This is a genomic window from Paenilisteria rustica (assembly GCF_013820765.1).
GTDB classification, from domain to species: domain Bacteria; phylum Bacillota; class Bacilli; order Lactobacillales; family Listeriaceae; genus Listeria_A; species Listeria_A rustica.
Window position 1 is genome coordinate 152,497 of record NZ_JABJVM010000007.1, and the last position, 19,329, is coordinate 171,825.

Annotated in this window: 13 protein-coding genes; 11 read left to right on the plus strand and 2 right to left on the minus strand. The window is 42.3% G+C overall.

From position 1 onward, the window contains the following. The first annotated feature begins 70 nt into the window (after positions 1 to 70). Positions 71 to 4,123: an immunoglobulin-like domain-containing protein gene (locus HPK16_RS08810; RefSeq protein WP_181676603.1), complete on the plus strand. Its 4,053-nt coding sequence runs from the start codon at positions 71 to 73 to the stop codon at positions 4,121 to 4,123. A gap of 118 nt (positions 4,124 to 4,241) precedes the next feature. Here the strand turns inward: HPK16_RS08810 and HPK16_RS08815 are convergent, their stop codons facing one another. Beyond that, the gene (locus HPK16_RS08815) at positions 4,242 to 4,646 is read right to left on the minus strand and encodes a putative immunity protein (protein ID WP_181676604.1); all 405 of its coding nucleotides are present in this window, start codon (positions 4,644 to 4,646) and stop codon (positions 4,242 to 4,244) included. 360 nt (positions 4,647 to 5,006) lie between these two features. Between HPK16_RS08815 and HPK16_RS08820 the strand changes: the two genes are divergently transcribed. The 7 genes from HPK16_RS08820 to HPK16_RS08850 all read left to right on the plus strand — a co-directional run bounded on the left by HPK16_RS08820 (position 5,007) and on the right by HPK16_RS08850 (position 13,769). Beyond that, positions 5,007 to 8,366, plus strand: a complete 3,360-nt coding sequence (locus tag HPK16_RS08820; RefSeq protein WP_343064810.1) for a GH36-type glycosyl hydrolase domain-containing protein — start codon at positions 5,007 to 5,009, stop codon at positions 8,364 to 8,366. A 521-nt stretch (positions 8,367 to 8,887) separates the two neighbouring features. Continuing rightward, a complete protein-coding gene (locus HPK16_RS08825) occupies positions 8,888 to 9,628 on the plus strand; it encodes a WxL domain-containing protein (RefSeq protein WP_181676605.1) in 741 nt (246 codons plus the stop codon). 335 nt (positions 9,629 to 9,963) lie between these two features. Then, complete coding sequence (gene ahpC / locus HPK16_RS08830; RefSeq protein WP_181676606.1) at positions 9,964 to 10,527, plus strand: alkyl hydroperoxide reductase subunit C; 564 nt, start codon at positions 9,964 to 9,966, stop codon at positions 10,525 to 10,527. A gap of 2 nt (positions 10,528 to 10,529) precedes the next feature. Beyond that, positions 10,530 to 12,059, plus strand: a complete 1,530-nt coding sequence (ahpF, locus tag HPK16_RS08835) for an alkyl hydroperoxide reductase subunit F (RefSeq protein ID WP_181676607.1) — start codon at positions 10,530 to 10,532, stop codon at positions 12,057 to 12,059. A gap of 117 nt (positions 12,060 to 12,176) precedes the next feature. After that, positions 12,177 to 12,797 carry an acetyltransferase gene (locus HPK16_RS08840; protein WP_181676608.1) on the plus strand — a complete coding sequence of 207 codons (621 nt, stop codon included), beginning with the start codon at positions 12,177 to 12,179 and terminating at the stop codon, positions 12,795 to 12,797. After that, positions 12,790 to 13,011, plus strand: coding sequence for a hypothetical protein (locus tag HPK16_RS08845; protein ID WP_220132295.1), 222 nt, complete (start codon positions 12,790 to 12,792; stop codon positions 13,009 to 13,011). Before HPK16_RS08840 ends, HPK16_RS08845 begins: the two co-directional genes overlap by 8 nt. Positions 13,012 to 13,487: 476 nt before the next feature. Beyond that, positions 13,488 to 13,769, plus strand: coding sequence for an FGGY-family carbohydrate kinase (locus HPK16_RS08850; protein WP_181676610.1), 282 nt, complete (start codon positions 13,488 to 13,490; stop codon positions 13,767 to 13,769). Between the two features lie 212 nt (positions 13,770 to 13,981). Here HPK16_RS08850 and HPK16_RS08855 read toward each other — a convergent pair whose 3' ends face one another. Then, on the minus strand, positions 13,982 to 15,433 hold the full coding sequence (locus HPK16_RS08855; RefSeq protein WP_181676611.1) for an AcpB/EbpR/MafR family transcriptional regulator: 1,452 nt from the start codon (positions 15,431 to 15,433) through the stop codon (positions 13,982 to 13,984). 228 nt (positions 15,434 to 15,661) lie between these two features. Between HPK16_RS08855 and HPK16_RS08860 the strand changes: the two genes are divergently transcribed. From HPK16_RS08860 to HPK16_RS08870, 3 genes are all read left to right on the plus strand, one after another. After that, a complete protein-coding gene (locus tag HPK16_RS08860; RefSeq protein WP_181676612.1) occupies positions 15,662 to 16,270 on the plus strand; it encodes a Crp/Fnr family transcriptional regulator in 609 nt (202 codons plus the stop codon). Between the two features lie 316 nt (positions 16,271 to 16,586). Beyond that, positions 16,587 to 17,303 carry a Crp/Fnr family transcriptional regulator gene (locus tag HPK16_RS08865; protein ID WP_181676613.1) on the plus strand — a complete coding sequence of 239 codons (717 nt, stop codon included), beginning with the start codon at positions 16,587 to 16,589 and terminating at the stop codon, positions 17,301 to 17,303. Positions 17,304 to 17,567: 264 nt separating this feature from the next. Further along, the coding region (locus tag HPK16_RS08870) for a toxin Cry1Ac domain D-VI-related protein (RefSeq protein WP_246369355.1) at positions 17,568 to 19,329 on the plus strand (1,762 nt) is incomplete at its 3' end.

A 19,329-nucleotide genomic window follows, 5' to 3' on the forward strand; every position in this document is an offset into this window, starting at 1 on the left:
GATTACGCGTTTAATATATTAACATTTATAAACTTATCCAATTAAAATATAAACAGGAGGAATTAAAAAAATGACGATTAAAAAAGTGAGCATGGCAACAGCAGCACTAGTTATGACAATGAGTTTACCAATTCAAACATACGTGAATGCTGCGGAGAATCCACAAGGTTATACGATGAAAGCAGAAACAAAATTGAAGGGGCTACAAGCGAGTCCTTCAGAAGGTTCATTTTCTGACGTATCTGACTATTTCTCTGTTGTATCAGGGTCTAACTCCTCTATTGAGAAAAATGTTGTGACTATCACGCCGGATGAAACATGGCAAACGGGTGGATTATGGTCGGATGAAACGAACAAAGTAGACTTAACAAAAAACTTCCATTTAGAGGCCGATCTGTATCTAGGAAACGATCCTTTATGTGCGGACGGCATGGCTTTTGTGATGCAAAATGATCCACGTGGAAAAAGTGCTATTGGAGGTACAGCGGGAGCTCTGGGTGCTTATGGGCCGAATTATATTCAAAATGCGCTGGCTGTTGAGATGGATACGTATTGTAATACAGATAATTATGATCCTGGTCTTACAAGTGATCATATCGCGATTACTATTCCAAAAAATGGCTATACAAAACACGAAGCATTAAGCGAATTGAAAGATGAAGTACTTTCAGATGGTCAATATCGCGCGGTCAGCTATGATTGGAATGCTGCTACGAAGACATTAAGTTACTCTTATGGGAAATATTCAGGAAGTTATACTGTTGCTAACTTACAAGATACATTTGGTGGTACAGAAGTTATTTTTGGATTCACAGGGGCTACAGGATCGTTTAAAACATTGCAGCAATTGGTTATCACTAGTCTGCAAGTAAATGGGATTTCTCCAGAATTAACGATGACTATTCAAGATACAAAAGGCAACAAGAATGGGAAGGCAGAACCTTCTGAAACAGTAAGCGTAAAAAATACAATTTCGAATGCTACGACAGATGCGACCGCTTTTAATATGCAATATGGTGTAGATATGGATGCATTATTCGACGCTGATACGGTGTCGAATATTGAGTTGAAACGGAATGATGGGCAAACCTATGCGGTAACAAAAGAGCAATTATTAAATCATACGGTAGCATTATCTTTCGCTGATCCATCTAACACATTCACTCTCACCTACGATGTACAAGTAAAAGCAGATGCACAGCCAAAAGGAACGGCTTTGAAAATTAGCGGCGTTGGTCAAGTGAACGGTATCAAATATACCTCAGATGCTTCGATTACGCTGCGTATACCTGGTGAAGTCCCTGTTATTACAGCCGTTGACTCTAGTCTGAAAAAAGGCAGTACGTTTGATCCGATGGCTGGTGTGAGTGCAACGGATGCGGAAGATGGCAACATGACGAGCAAGATCAAAGTGACAGCCAATGACGTAGATACATCGAAAGTCGGCACGTATCATGTGACGTATAGCGTGACAGATTCGGACGATAATACGACAACGAAAACAGTCACAGTAACGGTCACGAGCAATGACGTTCCGGTGATTACGGCAAATGACAAAACGTTGAAAAAAGGAAGTACGTTTAATCCGTCGGCTGGTGTTACTGCAAATGATACGGAAGATGGCGATGTGACAAGCAAAATCAACATCACTGCGAACGATGTAGATACAAGCAAGGTCGGAACGTACCATGTGACATACAGCGTGACAGATTCGGACGGCAATACAACGACGAAAACAATCACGGTAATGGTGACAAGCAACGATGCCCCAGTGATTGCGGCGTCTGATAAAACATTGAAAAAAGGTGGCACATTCAGCCCGATGACAGGCGTAAGCGCAACGGATACAGAAGATGGCAACGTGACGAGCAAAATCAGCGTAACAGCCAATGATGTCGATACATCGAAAGTCGGCACGTATCATGTGACGTATAGTGTGACGGATTCAGATGGCAATACAACCACGAAAACGATCACGGTAACTGTGGCAAGTAATGATGCACCAGTAATTACAGCGTCCGATAAAACGTTGAAAAAAGGTGGCACATTCAGCCCGATGACAGGCGTGAGCGCAACGGATGTGGAAGACGGTAACGTGACGAGCGGTATTAAGGTTACAGCCAATGATGTCGATACATCGAAAGTCGGCACGTATCACGTGACATATAGCGTAACGGATAGCGATGGCAATACCACTACAAAAACGATCACAGTGACGGTGACAAGTAATGACGCACCAGTAATTACAGCGTCTGATAAAACATTGAAAAAAGGTGGCGCATTTAGCCCGATGGCAGGCGTGAGTGCGACGGATACAGAAGATGGCAACATGACGAGCAAAATCAGCGTGACAGCCAATGATGTAGATACAAGCAAGGTCGGAACGTACCATGTGACATACAGCGTGACAGACTCGGACGGCAATACAACGACGAAAACGATCGCAGTAACCGTGACAAGTAACGATGCACCAGTCATCCAAGCTTCCGACATTACTATGCGTGTGAACAAACCGTTCAACGTGAAAAATGCCGTGAATGCAACGGATACAGAAGATGGCGATATCACAAGTAAAATCAGCGTAACTGCAAATGATGTTAACACGGCAAAGGCTGGCGTGTACCACGTGACATACAGCGTGACAGACTCGGACGGCAATACAACCACCAAAACAATCACAGTAACCGTTCTAACTGATGACGCGCCAATCTTAACAACGAGTGACGTGTATCTAAAAGTAGGCGATAGCTTTGATCCAAAAGCTGGCGTGAGCGCGAGCGACACGGAAGACGGCAACATCACGAGTAAAATTAAAATTGAAAGCAACAACGTCGATATGAGCAAAGACGGTTCGTATGCAGTCGTATACAGCGTGACAGATTCCGATAATAACACGACAAAAGTAACACGTCATGTCTACGTCCGCACCAACGACAAACCAGTGATTCACGCGAGCGACATCACATTCAAAGCAGGCTACACATTTGACGTCAAAGCGGGTATCTCTGCAAGCGATACAGAAGATGGTGACATCACAAGTAGCGTTAAAATCGTAGCGAATGACGTCGACGCATCTACAGCAGGCACGTATCACGTAACATATAGCGTGACCGATAGCGATAACAATACTATCACGAAAACCATCATCGTAACCGTCCTAACCAACGAAAAACCAGTCATCGACGCGAGCGACGTCACACGTAAAGCACACCGCGCGCTTGATCCGATGGCAAACGTGACGGCATCCGATCTGGAAGATGGTGATATCACAAGCAGCATCAAAATCATTGCAAACGACGTGAACATTGACGTTCCAGGCGAATACCATACCACGTACAGCGTCATCGATTCCGATGGTAACGCAACAGAGAAAACAATCACTGTAACGATCCTAAGCAATGACGCACCAGTCATCACTGGAAAAGACAGTCAATTTAAAGCGGGCCGCACTTTTGACCCGATGGCAGGAATTAGCGCGAATGATACAGAAGACGGCGATATCACGAGTAGTATTACGCTCGTATCCAACGATGTAAACCCAGATGTAGCGGGCGTGTACCACGTGACGTATAGTGTTACAGACAGCGACGGTAACACTACAGAAGCAACATATACAGTGACCGTCCTAACGAATGAAAAACCAGTCATCCATGCGAGTGACATCACACTTGCGTTCGGACAAAAATTCGATCCAATGGCAGGCGTGACAGCAGAAGACTTGGAAGATGGCGACATCACAAATAGCGTCAAAGTTATTAGTAATGACGTTAATCCAAACCAAGCGGGCATCTATCACGTGACATACAGCGTCATCGATTCCGATGGCAACGAAACACAATTCACGATTACGGTCATCGTTGGCGCACAACCAATCACGCCAATCGTGCCACCAACACCGGTCGTGAAACCAGTCGCACCTGCTAAACCAGTGGCGCCAGTTGTGACACCAAAACCAACAACAGGTCCAGTCATCGCACCGGTAGTAAGCAAAGTAACACCGGTAATGCCAGTCACACCAAGTAAAGTCCTACCAAAAACAGGTGATGAATCAGCAACTAATACCATGATTTTCGGTGGATTATTAGCTGCATTCGGCGCACTATTCTTGCGTAGAAAGAAATAAGAACGACGAAAAAATGGAACGCAGTCATTATGGCTAGCGTTCCATTTTTTTGTTCTGTGTTGACGAACAGAAACTGTATAAAAGGCTGAATGATGATGAGTAAGGTTGCATAGACTGGCTAATTTGTAAGAAGGCGTTTGAGTTCTTCGTATTGCCAGATTGATTCGGTAGGTATCGCTTTTTCGGCGTAATTGGCAGCGTGGATGGCATGAGTTGGAACGTGGGCGGTTGCTGCTGCGTGACCTGTAGCGCGTGCAATGTGGCAGGAGGTTGTATCGGTTAAGACGTCTCTAGCTGCGGCATGGGCTGCAAACGCTGCGTCGCGTGCGGTGCCGACTGTTATTTCGCCGCGAACCCAAGCGCGACTGGCTTCTATCGCAAGTCGTGGACGATTCTCATGTGGATATCTGGCTTCGAAATACGGCAGGACATGTTCTGCACAGTTTCCGGCCCAAGTGGCTAGAATGCGGTGGTTGGCTGTTTTTACTAAGTTCGCTATTTGTTGCTTCCAATTTGCTTCCATTTTTACGACTCCTCCTTGAATAGGGCGTGTTTCGTTGCTTCTTATGGTAGTAGATAGGCTGGATAAAAGCAAGTATGTGCGGAAAATAAATTTAGCTGAAAATAAGGCTTGTGAAATAATGGGGTAACGCTTATAATGAAAATAGTTAGAGAAACGTTTCGATAAAATGCTTCTCAATTCGGATAGGAAGGAGTGGGTTGTGGGTTCTCGTTATTTCAGGTTAAACAGCTTTGTTAGTTAGCTTTTGCAGTGGATAGTGTTTAGACGGCTAATTATTTTTCAACTAATGGAAACGCTATCTTTATGTATTTTGGTGAAACGTTTCTATATAAAATTTAGGAAGTTGAGGGAACTGTAACAATGATGATATTGAAGGAATTGGAAGATTCAAAATTTGTTTTGAAATCGGAACGAGCGCGTGTTTCTTTTTTGAAAAGTGGGGACATGTATGCGGCGGATTTTGGGGCTGTAATGGTGAATCAGGTGTTGTCGAATGAAGTGGATGGCGCGCTGAATAATTTGTATTTGCGAGTTTTTAAGGATGACGGGTCGATTGTTTCGGCGCCGATGCTGGGTGTGAAATCTGGAAGCGTTTTCGCGGTTGGCGAGAAGCAGGTGAAGTGGACGGGGGCTTTTGCGGGGGTCTCGTATGAGGTTGTTTTCGCGCTGACGGATGCGGATTGTTGGTTCTGGGATGTGAAATTATCTGGGAACGGTGAGACGGTGGACGTGATGTACGGGCAGGATCTCGGGCTCGCGAACATTGGGGCGCTGCAGGCGAATGAGGCTTATGTGGCGCAATATGTGGATCACCGGGTCTTTGAGGATGACGCGACGGGGTACGTTGTTTGTTCGCGGCAGAATCAGGAGCAGGGTTCGGGGGTGTTTCCTTATTTGCAGCAGGGATCGTTGACGCGGAATGTTGGTTTTGCGACGGACGGGACGCAGTTTTTTGGATTGAGTTATAAGGCGACGGATGAGCCGGAGGTGTTGACGCAGGACGGGTTGCCGAACGAGGTTTATCAGTATGAGTTTGCTTATACGGCGCTTCAGGCGGATCGGGTGAGCTTGACGGCGGGAGTGACTGAGCAGGTGGTGTTTTATGCGCTGTTCAAGGAGAGTCATGCGGATGCGGTTCGTGAGCTTGAGTATCAGGACGCGGTGCGTGCGGCTTGGGATGCGGTTGTTGTTGAGGACGCTTTTGTGACGGTGGACAAGGTTGCGAAACGGGAGGATATTGGGTCGGTGTTGCAGACGGTGGACGTGACGCGGGCGGAGCTTGACGCGGATTATCCGGAGCGGTTTCAGGAGGAATGGGACGGGGATCGGTTGTTGTCCTTCTTTACGGAGACGCATGAGCATGTGGTTTTGCGGGCTAAGGATTTGGAACTGGAGCGCTCGCACGGGCATATTTTGTTTAGCGGGAATCAGTTGACGGTGGACGTGCCGGTGCTGACGACGACGGCTTACATGTATGGGGTTTTCAATGCGCAGGTCGTGATTGGGAACACGTCGATGAATAAAATGTTGACGAATGTGCGAAACTTTTTAAATGTGCTGAAAACTTCGGGGCAGCGGATTTACGTGAAGGTGGCGGATAGATATCAGCTTTTGGGGATGCCTTCGTTGTTTGAGATGGGCTTTAACTATGCAAAATGGGTGTATAAAACACCGACCGAGACGTTCGTTGTGACGGTGTTTACGACGGTGGACGGGGTGGATATGACGCTTCAGGTGTGTTCGGCGAGTGGTGCGGAGTATGCCTACTTGGTTACGAATCAGGTCATTGTGAATGAGAATGAGTACAGGGCGTCGTTTGGTGCGGAACAGGATGGGAATTTGTTGCGATTTACGGTGGACGCGGCTGGAGTTCCGGCGAATGTGTGTCCGGATTTGACGTATTTTATGCATGTGACGGGTGCGGCGATGCGGGTGACGGATGCGTCGCGACTTGTGACGAATGTGCCAAATGGTGCGGGTTCGCTTGTTGTGCTTGAACTGGGTGCGACGAAGAATTTTGAGATTCGGATGCAGGGGAATTTGGACGGCTCGGATTTTGTGAATCGGGTGCAGGAATTGGACGCGGAACGTGAGAAGTACCGAGCGCATTTTGCGGAAGTGATGCATGGGTTTGAGCTCTCGCAGAATGGGTTGCAGACGTCGAAACTTCGCAAGGTTAACGCGCTGACTTGGTGGTATACGCATAACATGTTTGTGCATTATTTGGTGCCGCATGGTTTGGAACAGTATGGTGGCGCGGCTTGGGGAACGCGAGATGTTTGCCAAGGCCCGATGGAGTATTTTATGGCGATGCAGCGTTACGATATTGTGAAGCAAATTTTGACGCGGGTGTTTTCGCATCAGTTTGACGATGATGGGAATTGGCCACAGTGGTTTATGTTTGATGGCTATGCGAATATTCAGGCTGCGGAAAGTCATGGGGATGTGATTGTGTGGCCGCTGAAGGCTGTGAGTGATTACTTGTTGGCGACGCGAGATTATGCGATTTTGGATGTGGAAGTGCCTTATATGAGTCGCGCGAATTTCACGTACACGGATTATTCGGAGACGATTTACCAGCATTTGAAAAAGGAAATTGGCTACATTACGGATCATTTCTTGTTTGAGACGCATTTGTCGTGCTATGGCGATGGGGATTGGGATGATACGTTGCAACCGCATGATGCGCAGCTGAAAAGTAACATGGCGAGTAGTTGGACGGTGGCGCTGACGTATCAGGCGATGAAGCAGTTTGCGCAGGCTATCGAAACGATTGACCCAGAGAAGGCTAGTGAGCTGGATGCGCTTGTGGCTGGGATTGAGGCGGATTTTAATAAATACATGTTGTCGACGGATATCATTCCTGGGTTTGTGTATATGGAGAATCCGGAGCATGTGGAGTTGATGATTCACCCGACGGATCGGAAAACGGGGATTCAGTATCGGTTGTTGCCGATGACGCGGAGTATGATTGGGGAATTGTTGACGCCGGACCAGGCGGAGTCGCATTTCCAGTTGATTAAGCGGGAGTTGCAATGTCCGGATGGGGTTCGGTTGATGAATCGACCCGCAACGTATCAAGGTGGTGTCAGTACGAACTTTAAGCGTGCGGAACAGGCGGCGAATTTTGGGCGTGAGGTTGGTTTGCAGTATGTTCATGCGCATATTCGGTTCAGGGAGGCGATGGCGAAACTCGGGAAGAAAGAGGAGGCTTGGCATGCGCTGGATGTGATTAATCCGATCAATATTAAGGACGTGGTGCTGAATGCGGCGCGTCGTCAGAGCAATGCGTATTTCAGTAGCTCAGATGGCAAATTCAAGACGAGATATGAGGCGCAGGAACAGTTTGATAAGTTGAAAACGGGCGATGTCACGGTAAAAGGTGGCTGGCGGATTTATTCGAGTGGTCCGGGGATTTATTTGAATCAGTTGATTGCGAATGTGCTGGGTGTCCGCGTGGTTGGCGAGGATTTATTGCTTGATCCGGTGTTAGTGGATAATCTGGATGGGCTGGAATTTAGCTTTAGTTATGCTGGGAGACCAGTGAAATTCTGTTATCATTTGGCGGATAATGCGCGTCGATATGTGCTGGTTAATGGGGAAGAAGTGCCAAGCGTGCGGTCGCAGAATCGTTACCGTGAAGGTGGGATGTTGCTTTCGAAGCGTGATTTAGAGGCAGTGCTTCATACGGATAATAATATTGTAGAAATCTATTTTTAAAATAATATTCCTTAGCCTGACTAAGATTCTGTAACTCGAATCTTAGTCAGGTTTTTCAATGTATAAAATTCGCATTCTCCTAGAGCCATAATCCGAATAATAATATGCTTCTGTGATAGTATAACGCCCCGAATATCGCAATTTTAAAATGTAATAAAGTGTTCACAGGTGCTCTGGTAACCCCATTTTTATCACAAAAATATGCTCCTAAAAGAATAAATCCCCTAAAAAAATGCCGCACAAGCGATAATTAAACCAGAATATCATTAAATATCATTTTTCTAGCAGGTATATACTTATGCATGTACTAAAGAAACAGACAAACAATAAAAACTAACATAAAACGAAAAAGAAGATAGTCAAGCGTTCACAATTTATGATGGTCAGTCTGATACAAAAATAAAGGAAGTGATGCTAAGAGAATCTCAGGATATTTCTTAACATGGCAGAACACGAGTAAGGCCAAGTAATCTCGGGATAGTCACATCAAATCCTGGCACTTTTAAAGGAGAACAATTCACATGACAATCAAAAAATATGCAGTAATCGGTTTAATATCAATCTCAGCAGTAGCAGCGACTTTCGGTATGGGACATAAAGCGTCCGCCGCAGAAGTTGGCTCGTTGACAACAGAAAGTAAAGTAAGCTTCACGAAACAAGCGGAAGGCACAATCAATCCACCAGTCAATCCGCTCGATCCAGACAAAACGATAGATCCAGATGCAGGCGTAAAACCAGGTACAGATGGCCCACTAAGCATTGCTTACGTATCCGAATTTGATTTTGGCACACAAGAAATTTCTGGTGAAACCAAAACATACAACGCAAAACTAGATAAAGTCAAAGTAGGCGGCGAGTATGTAGAGGCACCAAACAACGTGCAAGTAACCGATAACCGTGGGAATAACGCTGGTTGGAACCTGACTGTAGCACAAAATGGTCAATTAAAAGACGGCTCTGCACGTAATTTAGAAGGTGCGGAAATCGCCATTACAAAAGGAACAGCCGTGACGAAAACAGGCACAGGCGTAACAGCACCATCAACCAATCAACAAATCAAATTGAACCCGAACGGCACAGCATCAATGGTTATGAACGCGGCAGCCGACCAAGGGATGGGTCAATGGGTGGACAAATTTGGAGCAGATAACACCGCAGCAGCAGACGCAGTAACACTAACTGTTCCAGGTAAATCAGCGAAATATGCCGATTCTGATTATGCAACAACATTAACATGGACACTTTCTGATACACCACAATAATACAAGATATCACTAGAAAAGGCGTATTCAAAATCTGATTTTAGGTTTTGAATACGCCTTTTCCTGTATGAGCAGAACCAACGAGATTACTACATATAATTGAGAAAATAGTGCTATAATTGATAAAAATGTAAAGTATACAAGAAGAATAATAGCATAGCTGAAATGAAATTCGTTGATATAGAAAGGGTTATTGTAGTTGAAAGAACGCGAGTTAAATTTATATTGACTTCAAAACAATAAAGATTATAATTAACTGTTGACAATTTCCTGAAACAAGGTGATAATTTTAAGTGTGTAGTTTCACATAATAGAAGATTTAGGGAGGAATAATAATGTCATTAATAGGTAAAGAAATAGAAGAGTTTGCTGCAAAAGCTTTCCATCAAGGTGAATTTATAGATGTTTCATCAGAAAATTTCAAAGGGAAATGGAGTGTTGTCTGCTTTTACCCTGCCGATTTCACATTTGTTTGCCCAACGGAACTAGAAGATTTACAAGACCAATATAAAACGTTGCAAGGCTTAGACGTAGAAGTTTACTCTGTTTCAACAGACACGCATTTCACGCATAAAGCATGGCACGACGCTTCAGACGCTATCGGCAAAATCGAATATATCATGATTGGGGATCCAACGCACAAAATCTCACGTATTTTTGATGTGCTAGATGAAGAAGAAGGCTTAGCGAACCGCGGAACATTTATCATCGATCCAAGCGGTGTGGTTCAAACAATCGAAATTAACGCAGACGGTATTGGTCGCGACGCCAGTACTTTAGTGGATAAAATTCGCGCGGCACAATACGTACGCAACAATCCGGGTGAAGTTTGTCCGGCAAAATGGAAAGAAGGCGCGGATACACTGAAACCAAGCCTAGACTTAGTAGGTAAAATTTAAAAATGGCATTAGATCGAGAAATCAAAGAACAACTAGCGGGCTATCTGGATTTACTGGAACAAAACATAGTTCTAAAAGTAAGCGTCGCAACAGATGAAAACTCGCAAAAGCTACTTGAATTCGTCACGGAAATCGCGGAAATGTCTCCAAAAATTCGTTTAGAACAAAGCACGCTTACAAGAACACCGAGCTTTAGCGTCGAACGTGAAGAGGAAGACTTTGGTATTGAATTTGCTGGAATTCCGCTTGGTCATGAATTTACCTCACTCATTTTAGCGTTGCTGCAAGTAAGTGGTCGCCCACCGAAAATCAGTGATGACATCGTAGCTCAGATCAAAAAAATCAATACACCACATCGTTTTGAGACTTACGTAAGTTTGACGTGCCATAACTGCCCGGACATCGTGCAGGCGCTTAATATCATGAGTGTGCTGAACCCGAATATCACGCATACAATGATCGAAGGCGGCATGTTTAAAGAGGAGGTCGAAGCTAAAAACATCATGGCGGTGCCGACTATTTTTGAAAATGGTTCCCTATTTGGGAGTGGCCGCATGACTATCGAGCAAATTCTCACAAACATCGTGGGTGAAGCGGATGCCTCTGAATTTGAAGATAAAGAACCTTTCGATGTCCTTGTCATTGGTGGTGGTCCAGCGGGTGCAAGTGCTGCGATTTATGCTGCTCGTAAAGGGATTCGCACGGGGATTGTCGCAGATACATTCGGTGGTCAAGTTCTAGAAACGCTAAGCATCGAAAACGTGATCGGAACGAAATACACTGAAGGTCCAAAACTAATCGCGCAGATTGAAGAACATGTGAACGAATACGGCGTTGATGTGATGAAGCAAGTACGTGCGAAAAGCATCGAGAAGAAAGAAAACGTAGAAGTCACACTAGAAAATGGCGCTGTTTTAACGACTAAAACGGCGATTATCTCAACGGGTGCAAGATGGCGCAATATTGGCGTTCCTGGTGAACAGGAGTTCAAAAATAAAGGCGTTGCATATTGCCCACACTGTGATGGTCCGCTTTTTGAAGGGAAAAATGTTGCGGTCGTTGGTGGCGGAAACTCTGGTATTGAGGCAGCGATTGACCTTGCTGGTACCGTGAAGCATGTGACTGTGCTTGAGTTTATGCCAGAATTAAAAGCCGATGACGTTTTGCAGAAGCGCCTTTACTCCTTACCGAATGTCACTGTCTTGAAAAATGTACAAACAAAAGAAATCACAGGGCAGGACAAAGTGAGTGGCATTACTTACGTGAACCGCGAAACGGGCGAAGAAGTTCATGTAGATGTAGAGGGAGTCTTCATTTTGATTGGCCTGGCGCCGAACACAGAATGGCTTGGCGACGGTATCGAACGCAATAAAATGGGCGAGATTATCACGAATAAACATGGCGAGACAAGCGTTCCCGGTATATTCGCAGCTGGGGATTGCACAGACAGCGCCTACAAACAAATCATTATTTCGATGGGCTCTGGCGCTACAGCAGCACTTGGCGCGTTTGATTATATGATTCGCAACTAAAAAAGCTATCGATCTGCAACGTTTTCAAGTTGTAGGTCGGTAGCTTTTTTGTGGTTCTCTGAAAGCGGGATATCGTGGTATACTGAATAAAAATGTATCAGTTAAAGGAGACTCGAGATGGCAGATGTAATTATAGTTGGAGACGGTGGGCATAGCAAGGTTGTTCGAGAATGCTTGGAGCAACAAGGTGTGGATACCATTATCGGTGTTTTGGATAATAAATATACAAGTTATGAAAAGCTGGGGGCACAATTTCGAGCTCCATTTGATGATTTTGAGCAGTATAAAAAGGACACAGTGTTGTGGTTCATCGCTATTGGTGATAATAGGGCGCGCGCAGGGGTTGCGGCTAAATTAGGCGATGTAGCATATGCAACGATTATACATCCGACGGCGATTGTTTCGAAGGCGGCGACGATTGAACCGGGAAGTGTTATTATGCCGTTAGCGGTGGTCCAGCCAGATAGCGTTATTGGTGCGCATACTATAATTAATACAGGCGCGATTGTGGAGCATGACGTTATTATTTCGGAAGCAGCGCATGTTTCTCCGAGAGCAACTGTAACTGGTGGTGTTAAAATTGGTGCGGGTGTTCATGTTGGGGCTTCGGCGGTTGTGAATCCGGGGTTGGACTTAGGTGCGTATTCTGTGATTGGCGCGGGCGCGGTGGTTGTTGGTGATACGGAGGCTGGGATGACATATGTTGGGGTGCCGGCGAGGAAGTTGGACATTGTTTAAGAAATGGAATGATTTTTATGAGGAGCATCTCTATTGGAGTGTCTTGATAATAGTTAGTGTAAGTTGTGGAGTAACTATTTTAATAGAATATGTAGTAAATCGTGATTTTATAGTAAGTGGTGAATTTTTAGAATCGGGATTTTATGGAATGCTATTTTTAATTACTGGATTGTTGTTACATGCTAGGAGAAGAGTGGGAAAAAATAAAAAGTAGTTAATTTAAAGAAAGGGCGCGCTGAAAAAGGAGGAAGTTGATGGTTAGGAAAAAAGAAGCAATATCCTATATACAGGGAGCTTTAATTACATCTATTGTACTGTGTCTGGTTTTAAAACTAGGCTTTAATAGCACATGGTTCACATCAATAAGTATACCTTTCATTACTTTTGTATTATTATCTGTGATAGCGATATTTAGATTTAAAGATAAGTGAATAGAAATATCACTTTGTATGTGAAAGACTGGAATGGTGCCCTTTTTTTGAACAAAGTTTAAAGTTTATAGAGTGTCACGTAGCTAAATCGGTATCTTAGAATTTAGCCTGCTATTTCTTACGGATTCACGATGCAAAAACTAACAGGCTTTGATAATTTGGTGTATCGTGGGCTGGATATGAGTATTCGTTCCTTATACTGTGTCATGACCAGCGCCTCCGGATCTAGCTTCAACGGCCGGCCTATCGGAAGGGCAAGATGATTGGTTTTGACGCAAGCCATACACGAGCACACATCTACCGCTCTATTTTAGAAGCAATCGCCTTAACGATGAAAAACCGTGTGGATGAAATGTGCGCTGAGCTAGGAATCTCACTGGGAAAACTTATTCTTTCAGATGGTGGTTCGAACAGTGGCCTACTAATGCCGATTTTTGCTGATGTTTTTGGAATCCGTACAGCAAGAAATGAAGTAAACGGCTCAGCAAGTCTAGGTGCGGCAATTTGTGTTGCAGTAGCACTAAATATTTATTCTAGTTAGGATATGGCAACCGAAAAAATGGTGAGGTGGACAATATATTCGAATCAAAAGAAGCGAGCCATTCTTTATATAGTAGAATAAATCAAGAAGTGTATAAAGATATCACAAAAAGTACAGACACATTATTAAAAAAGCAGTTTTGGTTTTTCAATAAAAATAAACAAGGGCTAAAAATCGCGATTGATTTTTAGCCCTTGTTTATTTTCTATGCACTATATTTTCCGTGACTCAATAATTTCGCCTAATTTTTTGAAATCACGTGCTGTAGGCGGCACATGCCAAACCAAGACTTTAGTATGCGAAGCTACTTCCACTGGTGAATCGCTAATAATTAAGTCATACTGCGGTGCATGTTCTTTTGGTTCCAATTCCTCGCAGAAAATGAGATGTTCCTCCGAATAATGTTGACGAATCTGTCCTTTTAAATATTCTTCCCATAAAAAACCGTTCTTTGAAATGATTTTCACGTGCAAACGTTGTGTAAACATCTCGTTCATAAGAGTCACATTAAACAAATCATGTAAATACGCTGAAATAACTTTCTTATTGTCTCTAATAAAAGCATAGTCAGGATTGCGCTCATATTTTTGAAGTTTTGCCGAAATCGTTTCTAAAGTAATGACATCAGGAACGAATTTTTTGGAGAAATGATCAACATCTAGAATAAGATTTGTCTTCTTCACGAACGTAAACCGAGTCAAATAGTCCAAGATAGCCAGTTTTATCGTATGCGTATCCTGTATGCGCCTGTCTAATAAAGTGATAATATCCTCCGCTAAAGTAAAACGTTGGCGCCGAAATTTCTGATGGTAGTCAATACGGAATTCGACGCGTTCACGGCTGATATCAGTGAAAGAGCATAAAAAACTAATATTCAAAATCGTATAGCGCTCGATTAAATTCATCGGTGCATCTAAAAACTGGTTTAAAGCGCTAAAATCAATATTTTCAGCACTATAGTACGTATAAATATCATGAATGGTGCTTTTTTCAATGGGACTTAATTCTGCTGCATATCCCTGTTTTATTCGTGTTAAACAAACGCAAATTGCAATCGCATACTCCATTCGCGAACTGAGTGAAAAAAATACACCCATGTGAGCTTCAAATTCTTGGATAAAGAGATTAATCTGATCAAAACTAATCTCTTCACTAACCCAGCCAGAATAAGGGTGACTTTTAGTGAATAAATGGGAGAAGTAAAAACGAATGTTAATCTCATTCCCTTCGATTTGTAAAGGCCTGTTATGCAAGATCAGGCGACTACGGGCTAAGAAAGTATCGATTTCCTTTAGCTTCAAGTAAAAGGAAGCAGGACTAATGAAATTTTTTTCTGCCCATTCGGGTATTGTCAGTTTGTCATCATTAAATATAGAGAGCGAGAGTACAAATAAATCACTATTAGTAATCATATATGCCTGCAAAAAATCAAAACTAATTTCCGGTGCAGATGTTAAGAATAAGCGTTTATCTTCTTCATATACGTGAGCAATTTCAGGTGGACAAGTGTCATTAAACAGTTTTATATCAGCATTTAAGGTATTCAATGAGCATTCCACAGACTCAATTAGTTCTTGTTTTTTCAATGACTTCTCCGAAAAAAACAATATATTGAGCATTTTTAGTCTTCTAAAACCAGATGCTGTAATAATATTTTCCATCATAAAACACCTCCATCATACAAACTTATACTCTTATGATAGAATAATCACAAAAAAAGTGCAAATTATAAAATACTTAACCTAGAATAAAAAAATAGGAGTTCAAAAGTTTGCTACATTCTAGCAGGAGAAACTCCATTAATCTAGAAAATACAAGTAATAAATCCGTGATAGTATCGATACTATAGTTATGATGGCAAACTATAATTAAGAAGAAAGAGAGTCGAAATAATGAATCAACAAGCATTAGGAATGCATTTTCTGTATAACGCTAGGATTGTCGAAAATGAATTTAGCAAAGAAAAATTTCTGCAAAGTTTACAAGATGATGTCGTTTACCCAATCACAGGAACAATAAAGCAGTACGAAAAGTATGAACATATTATGAAGGAATCAGGAATAGTAGGAGAGATTTTTTTTATTGTGTCTGGATACATTGTAGCTTGTGAAGGCAAAACGAGAATTAGCCATTTTTATGGGAGTCAAGACATTATCGGATTGGAAAATCTCATGCTTGAGAGCCCAACTTCGTACTCATTTGAAGTGATTTCGGACAAAGTAAAAGTGATTAAATATAAAAAAGTAGATATTATCGAAAAATTATTTAACACACAAGAAGGTTATTTATATCACTATGTATACATGCAAGATCGCATGACACAAATGATAAGAAGAGAGCAATTATTGCGATTATCATCCGAAGAAAGGATTAGTCTAGCTCTTTTTAGGTTGTCCGAAAGATATGGAGAACCAATACCTCAATCGAATGTTTCTATTTTCCCAAAAGCTATCAATAAAGGCATGCTTGCAAGGTACACAAACCTAAACCCTAAACCCTAACACCGTCACTGTAGCCTTGCAAAATCTACACCGAGAAAAGGTATTATCAAACTATCAAAAAGCATTGCATATAGATATCTATCGACTTAAGTCTAAATTGACAAGTGTATTTTGATAACAAATAAATAATCTGCAGGAGGAAGCAATCACCTCTCGTTTTAATAGTGAACTTTTTAAAAAGCATAAGGTTTTATCAAAAGAAATGAAAAAAAGTTGCAATTTTTTAGAAAAATCCGTTTATTGGGACATTCACTGGTAAAGTGTAAGTAGGCAAAGGAAAACAACATATAAAATAATTTGAAAGGGGCTAAAAAATATGAAACAGAAGGCAGAGACGATGACACTTCTATATGATCAGCATCATATCGAAAAGAGTTTCAGCAAAGAAAAATTCAAAATTTTTTTGCAAGAAGATATGATTTTTCCACTTGAGGGTACACGAAAAAAATACCGAAAAGGCGACATTCTGATCGATGAGAATGATGAAGTAGACGACATTATCCTCATCGAATCCGGTCATGTAATTGCTACTAAAAACACCGAAAACCTCATCGATTTCTATGCAAATCAAGATATCATCGGACTAAGTAATATGCTCTTAGGTAGCCAATCTGAATACACCTATCAAGTCATTTCCAACGAATTAATGGTGATCAGATATGCAAAAGAAGACATCATCGATAAAGTCATCAACACGCAAGAGGGCTACTTTTACCATTATGTATATATGCAGAGCCAAGTCAGCCGCATGATGGAAAAAGAAGAGCTATTACGACTCCCCTCTGAAGAACGCATCAGTTTGGCTATCTTAAGCTTAGGAGAGAAATTCGGCGAAATTATGAAAGATGATCCTGATACGGTCTGTTTTCCGATTCAAATTAGCAAAGGTATGCTAGCCCGCTACACCAACCTAAATCCTAATACAGTCACGAACATCCTCCAAAAACTGCAAGCAGAAGATATTATTTATTCTATTAGACGGACTATTTATTTCAATGCCTATAAATTACAAGAGAAACTGGATGCTCAATAATTAGTAACAAATACGCAAATCAAGCTCTATAAATATGGAAAACAAGGTTGGGAAAGCCTGTTACAATTAATTTTGTACCTAGCAGTGACCTAGAAAATGAAGAGGAGTGGTTGTATTCGTCCGTGAACTGTCGCAACAGACATGTCGTTTTTCTAAATGCTTGAAAGAAAATATGAATATATTATAAAAAGAACGATTTGAAAGCAAAGCCTGATAAACTAAATGTAAGCCAACTAATAATAAAAAAGAAAGAAGGAATGAAAAATGAAAATGAAAAAATTAATGAGTGTGGTAGCTTTAACATCGATTATCGGAACAAGTGTGGTAACACCATTTAATGTCTTCGCAACACCGGCAGCAGCATCAGAACAAATCAACAACAACCATGTAGGCACTCCAAATCTATTCCAAGTTTCTACGGAGATAACGAAACTAGACAATGGTAAATATACAACAGGCTGGTCCTCACCAAACGATATGTCCCAATGGACATGGGATGGAACAAGTAATACATTTAGCACCACTAGTAACTCTAAGACTGGCATGCTTTTGAAGGTGGAGGAAAACGAAGCATTTACATTGGAGCATAACGCAAAAAATCTTACGTATGAATCTAACAACCCAGCAATTGGAAAATCTGTTGTCACAGAAATTGGAAAAGAGTACACGGTCTCCACAGATTTGGACGTAGTGCAAGGCTCAACACTTGCTTCTATCCAAGTTTATAATATAAGCCCTCTTAAAAATCTAGGGACTACTAATAAGGATGCAAAAAATGGAACGATGACTATCACATTTAAAGCGACCCAAACATCGACTTTTATTGGTTTCGGAGCATATCAAGTAAAAGGGGCTACAAAAGTAATTCGATATTCGAATATCAATCTAACGAAATCAGCTGCACAAGTGGCAAAAGACGATGTCGCTACACAAAACACAGCGCGTGAAGCCGTCAATAATTTATTTGAAAACAAAAACCCACAAGGCAATATTACAGCGGCTGTGACAGAAGACAGCATTGCGAATGCCCAAAATCTAGTAGATCAAGTAGTAGACGCAGCGAAAGAGGCGGAGCTACAAGCCGATTTAGACAAAGCAAAAGCACAACTAGCGGATAAAGTCGCGAAGGCACAGGCAGAAAAAGAAGCACAAGAGAAAGCTCGCGAAGCAGTCAACAACCTGTTTGAAAACAAAGACCCAAATGGCACAATCACAACAGGCATCACGCAAGCAGACATCACGAATGCGCAAACTCTCATCAATCAAGTAACCGATGCGGATAAAAAAGCAGCCCTACAAGCCGATTTAGAGAAGGCAAAAACACAACTATCGGACAAAGAAGCACAAACTCAAGCAGAAAAAGAAGCACAAGAGACAGCCCGCGAAGCAGTCAACAACTTGTTTGAAAACAAAGACCCAAATGGCAATATCACAGTTGGCATCACGCAAGAGGACATCACAAATGCGCAAAACCTCATCAACCAAATCACCGATACTGATAAAAAAGCAGTACTACAAGCCGATTTAGAGCAAGCAAAAGCACAATTAGCGGAGAAAGAAGCGCAAACTCAAGCAGAAAAAGAAGCCCAAGACAAAGCCCGCGAAGCAGTCAACAACTTGTTTGAAAACAAAGACCCAAATGGCAATATCACAGTTGGCATCACGCATGAGGATATCACAAATGCGCAAAAGCTTGTGGACAAAGTAACAGATGCAGACAAGAAAGCGGAACTACAAGCAGAACTAGATAAAGCAAAAACACAACTAGCAGATAGAGAAACACAAGTACAAGCAGAAAAAATTGCCCAAGACAAAGCCTGCGAAGCAGTCAACAACTTGTTTGAAAACAAAGATCCAAATGGCAATATCACAGTTGGCATCACACAAGAAGACATCATGAATGCGCAAAAGCTTGTGGACAAAGTAACAGATGCAGACAAGAAAGCGGAACTACAAGCAGAACTAGATAAAGCAAAAACACAACTAGCAGATAGAGAAACACAAGTACAAGCAGAAAAAATTGCCC